A 7,340-nucleotide genomic window follows, 5' to 3' on the forward strand; every position below is an offset into this window, starting at 1 on the left:
CTGCCCATATCCGAATGAAACGCTCGTTTGCTTCTTTTATAATTGTTGAATATTTAATTCTTATTTCATTTATTCTATCCATGTGGCAAAGATAGGAAAAAAAATTAATAATGGAGCAATTATATATTTACAATTACTTGGCAATATAAAACGGTTTCAAATATTCCGGAATATCACTTTTATGAATGGAGCTATAGAATTGAATCACCAATTTACTCAAAGATTTTTTTTGAGCCTATAAATAGCTTGATTTTCAGAAAATGTAGGCTTCCGTCTAAAGATACTACTATGACAGGCGATGAAAAATATGATACTGAAAAAACTACCTGCCAACGATTTGATCCAAAATTAGAATCAAGATTGAAGATATGTTCTGCCAAACCTAATGTAATACAGATTTACAACGAAAAATTCGAGTTAATTAAGGAGCTACGCGATATGGGACATTTCGGAATTCTTGGCTCCGACGAAAAGTATATTTATGTCTATAAAAAATATCAACCGAAAACTCACAGTATTCTGATATTAAAATATTTAATAACAGATTTTATTAAGGGGGCTTCTAAAAATAGTAAATTTTAAGGCGTAAGAAATTTCAAAACCGCAGTTTACTATTGTAAATGAGGATTTTGAAATTTTGAAACAACGAAGAAATTTGCATTTATAGAAGTCCCCTAAAGTAAATCTTTCAAGAAGAAATTTACGCACTAAATTTTTAGTGCCCGCAGCCTCCACCGTGCCCATGTTCTTTGCCTAATTCTACTACTTCTTTTATTTCGGGAATGTTTGCTTTAAGAGTTCGCTCTACACCGGCTTTTAGGGTTTGAGTACTCATTGGGCAACTTCCGCAGGCACCAAGCAGTTTAACAACTACAGTTAAATCTTCTTTAATTTCGACAAGTGAAATATCTCCACCATCAGCTTGCAAAAATGGGCGGATTTGCTCCAAAGTGTCTTTTATTCTTTTATGAATTCCGTTTTGATTATTGTTATCTTCCATTTCTTTTATTTTTTATTTATTAGATTATAAATTTAGTAAAACTTTGTTTTTAATTACTTGTCAAAATAGCTTAAGATTTTCTAATGAGAAGAACAACCTGCACTATCCGACATTTCTACTTTTTTAGTGGGCTCAATGGTCTTATTCCGAATTTCTATTTGTTCAGCAACATTTTCAGCCAATTTAGCGAAAGCTATTCCGGTGATAGAGTTTTCGTTGACCGACGAAGGTACTCCATTGTCGCCACCTTCTCTAATTCCTTGAACAATAGGAATCTGTCCTATGAAAGGAATTTCCATTTTTTCGGCAAGTTCTTTTCCTCCATCTTTTCCAAAAATATAATATTTGTTTTCGGGAAGTTCTTTTGGTGTAAACCACGACATATTTTCAACCAAACCCATAATCGGAACATTTACCTTATCGCCTTTAAACATGTTTATTCCTTTTATTGCATCAATAATTGCAACTTCCTGCGGGGTAGATACCATAATCGCTCCTGTAACAGGAACTTCCTGCACTAATGTCAAATGAATATCGCTGGTTCCGGGCGGAAGGTCAATGAATAAATAGTCGAGCTTGCCCCAGTCGGCATCAAACAAAAGTTGTTTCAGCGCCGAACTTGCCATTGGGCCACGCCAAACTATTGCATCGCCAGGATTTGAAAAAAATCCGATAGAAAGCATTTTTACACCATAATTCTCAACAGGCTTAATTATTGTTTTTTCGTTTTCTGTAAGAACCTCAGGTCTTTGTCCTTCCACTTTGAACATTTTTGGAATGGAAGGCCCAAAAATGTCTGCGTCTATTAAACCAACTTTGGATCCCATTTTTGCAAATGTAACAGCCAGATTTGCTGCAATAGTAGATTTTCCTACTCCTCCTTTACCAGAGGCAATTGCAATTATGTTTTTTATATTCGAGAATTTTCCATTTTCTGCTCCGGCTGCTATATTCGAAACTATATTTATTACTATTTCAGTGGAATTATTTGTGGCATCCTTTAAAGCCTTTTCGCAAACTTTTGGAATTGAGTTTTTGAAAGGAAAGTTACCTTCCGGTAAAATCACATTAACGATTATTTTTTTTTCAGAAACTTCAATATCTTTTACCAGATTTAATTCTACAACACTTTTATCTGAGCCTGGAACCAATATTTTATTTAGTACCTCAAGTACTTGTCCTTTTGTAAATATCATAAACTTATCTTTAATTGTATTAATTCTAAATAAGCTGCAAATATATATATTTTTTAAAAACAAAGCTTACAGGTTTATCAAACCTAATATTTCAAATTTTGTGTTGATAGTAAAACTTTGACAACGCATCGGCAAATCGCTTTTCGCCTCACCACAATTCACTTTTTGTACACACGATTTGATACAATTTAAAAAAAAGAAAGACTAACAAAACATAAAATTAAGGGATAACAACATGAAAGTCTAAATAGCAGTTGATGTTGTAGTTCAAGAACTATTTGGGCAGTTATGATATTTATATCAAACAAAGATAAGAGTTTCAGGATAAAAAAGAAACCAAATCAATTATGGGGACTTCTAAAAACAGGAAATTTCAAGGCTTAAAAAAAAATTTGAAACCGCAGTTTACTATTGTAAATGAGGATTTCAAAATTTTGAAGCAACGAAGAAATTTGCATTTTTAGAAGTTTCCTTATTTAATTTTAAACTCAACTCGTCTGTTCTTGGCTCTATTTGATTCTGTATCATTCGGGGCGATTGGATCGCTTTCACCATAACCTTTTGGTTCAATTCTATTGTAATCAATACCACGTTTGGTAAGATATTTAACTACAGCATATGCCCGTCGATTCGACAAATTCAAATTGTATTCTTTTGAACCAATATCATCTGTATGTGCCTGTAGTTCAACCGAAATTTCAGGATTTTCATTTAGCAGTTTTATCAATTTGCTTAGTTCAAAATAACTGGATTTTTTTATTACTGCTTTGTCGAAATCGAAGGTAATATTCGAAAGTCTAATAGAAACATCTTTTTTTAGAGGCTTTAAATAAATATCCTTTTCAATTTTTTTGGCTGTAATATTTTTGAATCTTAGATGATATTCAAAAGCGATAATGAAATTTTGTATAGCTGCCTGCTGAACTTTTTTGGTTTCTACAGCATATTCAAGAAACATCAAAATCTCTTTGTATTCAATTGCTTCTTCCCATTTTATTTTCGATTGTTCAGCAAAATCAACAGCTTTTTGCTCATAAATATTTGCAGAATTTATGACGAGCTCATCTGATTTTTCTTGATATATTTTAATAAGCTCAGTCAATATCTGCAAATACTGATTATTGGCATTATAAGATTTTTCGTACGATTGATAGGTTTTTTCAATAATATGTGAAGTATTTTGTCTTATGATCCCTATTACTTCATCTTTTCGTTGAGAAAATATAACATCTTTTATTTCTTCTTCAAGTTTTAGGTTCTCTTCATAACGAACTCGCACGTTGTTGTGTAGCAGCATAAAAGCTTCCTGAATTTCCTTGTTGGCTTGCTCAATTATTTTTTCCTGATCTTTTGTTAAATTTAATTCCGGCCACAATTCGGGCAATTCCCTTATTGATTTGAGTTCATAATCTATTTTCAATTCAGGGGATTCGAGCAAAACTCTCTCAGAGATAAATGAATATCCTTTAGCGGAAGCTATTAGCCTATAATCTAAACCTTTCAAAATAGAACATTCATAGATTCCGGCCGAACTTGTTTCTTCCATTCTGTCTATTAGTGTTGTATCGATAGTTGATATTACATCAATTTGAGCACCTGAAATTGGTTTGCTGCTATCGTCTTCAAAAAGTTTGCAAACAACTTTGGTGGTTTTTGGGACATTTTCGCTTTCAGGGACAAAAGTATAAACAATGTCATCGAGTTGCTTATATGTAACAGCATGATAAAAAACGCTATAATCTCCTGAAACAGAAGGTGATTTATCATCCCATGGAGTATTTATGAAAGCTAAATTTTCAGAATTTTGCCATTCCCCTTCATCATTCATAATACTTTTGTAAATATCCCATCCTCCTTTGCCGCCTGAACGGTTCGAAGAAAAAAGTAAAGTTTTCCCATCGGGTAGTATTCGTGGGCATTCCTCGCAGTACATATTTATATGATTCGGCAATTTCGAAGGAAAACTCCAGATTCCATTTCCATTTTTTTTGCTACTAAAAATATAATAGCATTTCGTTTTTGTAGTATCCGCAAAATCCCAGGCATTTCTCATGAAATAAATGCTTTGTCCATCTGGAGATAATGATGGAAAGCCTTCATAATCGGCAGTGTTTATTTGGTTTCCAATATTTCTTGGATTCACCCATTTGTCGTCAAATTTTTCTGCAATCCAAATGTCCATGTCGCCGTATCCGGGTTTCTGGTCGGTGGTGAATAGCAAATATTTTCCGTCGTATGTCTGAAATGCCCCACCAACAAAATTTGACGGATCGATAATATTATTTATCTCGCTGATTGGCTTTGGCAGCGACCAAAGGTTCTCACCAATTTTTGAAGTTTGGTATAAACGCCAAATTCCGGAAACATCCGACTGAAAAACCAAAATTGATCCATCTTTACTAATACTCGGAGCATATTCGTTGTGAGGAACAGTATTGATAATTTCGGGCAATTTTTGATATTGTTGACCAAAACTATAAACTGATATTAACAATAATAAAATACAATTTCTCATCTATGGAGGTTTACTAAATTGAATATTGTAATTTCATAACTCATAATTAATCATTATCATCTGTGAGCTATTTTTGTAATTTTCTAGCTTAGCGGTGGAAAACTGATAAGAATAATAAATCCCTATTTTATTAATTCTCAGTCCGGCAATTGCAGATACCGATTTCGTTGAATGGTATGAAACAGATAAAGTATATCTTTCTGCGGCTTTTATTCCTAAGTTTGCATCAAATTGATTTGTTATAGTGCGATATAAAATTGAAGGCATGATTGTAATTTTTTGCCCTTCTTTTAAATTCATTCCGGCATGAACAAATAGTTGATTTCGGTTTTTTTCAATTTCATTTTTAATATCAGAAAATTGAGTTTCTATAGGAATAAAATGAACAGCCGATGCTCCTAAATAAAGATTCTGATAGTTGTATTTTAGTCCTAAACTTAAATTTGGAATAAAAAGATTTGTCTTTGCCGAAATAGCCGGGTCGTTCATGTCGGTTGCCACAAACTCTGTATTGTCAACACTAAACAAGAAAAATGATGTTCCAAAACCAAAGCTCAGATTATGTTGCAGGTATTTTCCTTTTTTCAGATGATAGGCATAGGCAAAATTTACTCCTGTTCGTCTGAAAGGTTCATTAATATCATTGAAAACAAATCCGCCGAGTCCTACTCTTCCCGATCTTGGAATGCGGCTTCTGCTATCCATTTCTCCAGTGTGATTATATTTTTTATTTGTTTTTATTCTTGTATCGAAAGAAAAACATTGCGAACGAGGTGCATCTTCTACGCCAAGCCATTGCAATCGGGAAAGTAATGAAATATTAGTATTTGTGTTTATGCCAGCAATTGCCGGATTTATAATTAATTCATTTAAAAGTATTTCATTGTTTATGGGCATTATTTGGGCTTGCAGAAAATATGCTGAAATAAAAAGTATAATTAATAAAATGCTTCTTTTCATGTTTTCTGTTTTAGCGAATTATTGATACTTTGCCTTGCATAGGTTTGCTGCCATTTTTTAAATCAATGAAATAGAAGTAAGCGTCGGATGGCAATTGTTTGTTGTCGAAAAGTCCGTCCCAGGGAACATTGTAGCCGATTGATTTAAATACTATGTTCCTGTATCTATCGTAAACTTTCACCTCAATATCAGGAGTATATTCAACTCCTTCAATCAACCATAAATCGTTAATGTTGTCTCCATTAGGAGAGAAAACATTAGGTATAGCAAAGCAAGTTTCATATGAAGTTGGAACTTCAAATTCGAATTCTTTGATGCAATCATTATTATCTATAATGTATAAATCATAAAATCCAGCAGAAAGTTGACTTATAGAATCGTTTGTAAATTGATTGAACCAAAGTATTGAGTAGGGTATATGTCCGCCGGATAGCTCAATTTTTATAGAACCATCTGTAGCAAGCTCGCATGAAGGAGGGTAGATTTGTTCGTTTGCACTGATATCTTCGGGTTGACCAACATTCACACTTTCAGCAATTTTACAATTGTTGGCATCTGTTATTGTTAAACTGTATTCATCAGCAGATAATTCATAGATGTCTATCGTGTTTTCCCCGTTTGACCATAAATAAGAATAAGGAAGAATCCCTCCCATGATATTAGTCGAAATTTTTCCCGATTCATCCTCGAAACATAGCAGGTTTGTAATATGAATATTTACTTTAAGTTCGGCTGGCTGAATTACTTCAAAATTAAATGTATTTATACACATATTATTATCGGTAATTGTTATACTGTATATGCCTGCAGGAATATTTAATAAATCTTCTGTTTGACTCGAATTGCTCCACAAATAGCTGCTTATTGGCATTGTTCCACCCGAAACTGTAATGTTTATACTGCCATCATATTTCTCAAAACAGCTAAGATTCTGGATGCTATATTGAATTGAAAGCGAGTCTGGTTCAAAAATTTCTGTACTATCCATAAATATGCAATTGTTTGTATCGCTTATGGATAGCGAAAATATGCCGGCTGAAAGATTCTGTATTACATTTCCCGAAGCTCCATTGCTCCATTGAACTATGGAATAAGGTGGCGTTCCACCAAAAAATGAAACTTCAATCTGCCCTGAGCTATCCTCATAGCAGTTTAAATGGTAGCTTGTCATATTACCTTCTAACAAGTCGGGCTGACTAATTTCTATGCTATCAGTTTTTGTGCAATATAGATTGTCAATAACCGTAATTGTGTAGATGCCTGCTGATACAGAGAGTAAGTTTTGAGTAGTATCTCCATTACTCCACAAGTAGGAGTGATAAGGTAATGTTCCTCCCTGAACAAAACACAAAATCTGGCCGGTTGCATTGTTATAGCAATCTACATTTGTTGAAGTCAGAGCAATAACTATTTCGTCCGGTTCAAAAATTGTAATTGAGTCTTCTACAAGGCAGGTATTTGCATCCAATACACTAACAGAATAGAATCCTGCATTGATGCCCGAAATATTTTGTGTAGTCATTCCATTATTCCACAAAAACTGTTGGTAAGGAGTTGTTCCGCCAGATACAACCAGATTTACCGAACCATTTTGTTGACCAAAACAATTCAGGCTATCTGCCGACAAAATGGCACTTAAGGTTTGTAGGGGTTGAGTAATTCCAAGTTC

At 33.7% G+C, this 7,340-nt stretch carries 6 protein-coding genes; 1 reads left to right on the top strand and 5 read right to left on the bottom strand.

What is annotated here, in order from left to right; all coding sequences use genetic code 11:
• The first annotated feature begins 288 nt into the window (after nucleotides 1-288).
• Nucleotides 289-582 (top strand): hypothetical protein, encoded by a 294-nt coding sequence (locus HN894_10450; protein ID MBT7143749.1) that lies wholly within the window; start codon nucleotides 289-291, stop codon nucleotides 580-582.
• A 133-nt stretch (nucleotides 583-715) separates the two neighbouring features.
• On the opposite strand, the gene HN894_10455 is transcribed toward HN894_10450, so the two are convergent.
• The 5 genes from HN894_10455 to HN894_10475 all read right to left on the bottom strand — a co-directional run.
• Nucleotides 716-973 (bottom strand): NifU family protein, encoded by a 258-nt coding sequence (locus tag HN894_10455; protein ID MBT7143750.1) that lies wholly within the window; start codon nucleotides 971-973, stop codon nucleotides 716-718.
• Between the two features lie 107 nt (nucleotides 974-1,080).
• A complete protein-coding gene (locus HN894_10460; GenBank protein MBT7143751.1) occupies nucleotides 1,081-2,196 on the bottom strand; it encodes an Mrp/NBP35 family ATP-binding protein in 1,116 nt (371 codons plus the stop codon).
• 472 nt (nucleotides 2,197-2,668) lie between these two features.
• The gene (locus HN894_10465) at nucleotides 2,669-4,711 is read right to left on the bottom strand and encodes an OmpA family protein (protein ID MBT7143752.1); all 2,043 of its coding nucleotides are present in this window, start codon (nucleotides 4,709-4,711) and stop codon (nucleotides 2,669-2,671) included.
• Nucleotides 4,712-4,744: 33 nt separating this feature from the next.
• Entirely contained in the window at nucleotides 4,745-5,671 is a 927-nt protein-coding gene (locus HN894_10470; protein MBT7143753.1) for a PorP/SprF family type IX secretion system membrane protein, read from the bottom strand.
• A 10-nt stretch (nucleotides 5,672-5,681) separates the two neighbouring features.
• The coding region (locus tag HN894_10475; GenBank protein MBT7143754.1) for a T9SS type B sorting domain-containing protein at nucleotides 5,682-7,340 on the bottom strand (1,659 nt) is incomplete at its 5' end.

This window comes from Bacteroidota bacterium (assembly GCA_018692315.1).
GTDB lineage: Bacteria > Bacteroidota > Bacteroidia > Bacteroidales > JABHKC01 > JABHKC01.

Coding starts and splice junctions, on each gene's coding strand:
- HN894_10450 (MBT7143749.1), top strand. CDS start 289: ATGACAGGCGATGAAAAATATGATACTGAAAAAACTACCTGCCAACGA.
- HN894_10460 (MBT7143751.1), bottom strand. CDS start 2,196: ATGATATTTACAAAAGGACAAGTACTTGAGGTACTAAATAAAATATTG.
- HN894_10465 (MBT7143752.1), bottom strand. CDS start 4,711: ATGAGAAATTGTATTTTATTATTGTTAATATCAGTTTATAGTTTTGGT.
- HN894_10470 (MBT7143753.1), bottom strand. CDS start 5,671: ATGAAAAGAAGCATTTTATTAATTATACTTTTTATTTCAGCATATTTT.